The sequence below is a fragment of the Streptococcus sp. CCH5-D3 genome (assembly GCF_001556435.1).
Lineage (GTDB): Bacteria > Bacillota > Bacilli > Lactobacillales > Streptococcaceae > Streptococcus.
In genome coordinates, this window is the sequence record NZ_LSIW01000008.1 from 1 (window position 1) to 467 (window position 467).

Annotated in this window: 1 protein-coding gene; it reads left to right on the plus strand. The window is 40.9% G+C overall.

Features of this window, described 5'->3' with window-relative positions; translation table 11 throughout:
- The coding region (locus AX662_RS00180) for a Spy0128 family protein (RefSeq protein WP_156430679.1) at positions 1-467 on the plus strand (467 nt) is incomplete at both ends.

A 467-nucleotide genomic window follows, 5' to 3' on the forward strand; every position in this document is an offset into this window, starting at 1 on the left:
ACAACCCAGTAAGCAAGACTGTTGAAAAACCAAACAAACCAACTGAAAAACGTGTAAACAGTGTTCCAATCTCAGTAGAATTCAACTTCACTAAGAAATTGGAAGGTCGTGACCTTAAAGCTGGCGAATTCACATTCGAGTTGAAAGATAGCGACAATGTTGTGATTGCAACTGCAACCAACGATGCAGCTGGTAAGATTAAATTCTCTCCAGTAGAGTACACAAATAAAGCTGGTAAAACTGTTACAGCCCTTAAATACCAGAAGGGTCAAGAAGGTACTTACAAGTACACTGTAACAGAGGTTAAGGGTACAGATGCAACTGTCACTTACGATGAAATGGCTGCTGTTGTAACTGTTACTGTATCTCATGATGGTACAGCGAAAGCCTTGATCACAAACGTGACAGACCCTGCGGATAAAGAATTTAACAACCGTGTGACTCCTCCAGAAGAACCTAAGTTCCAA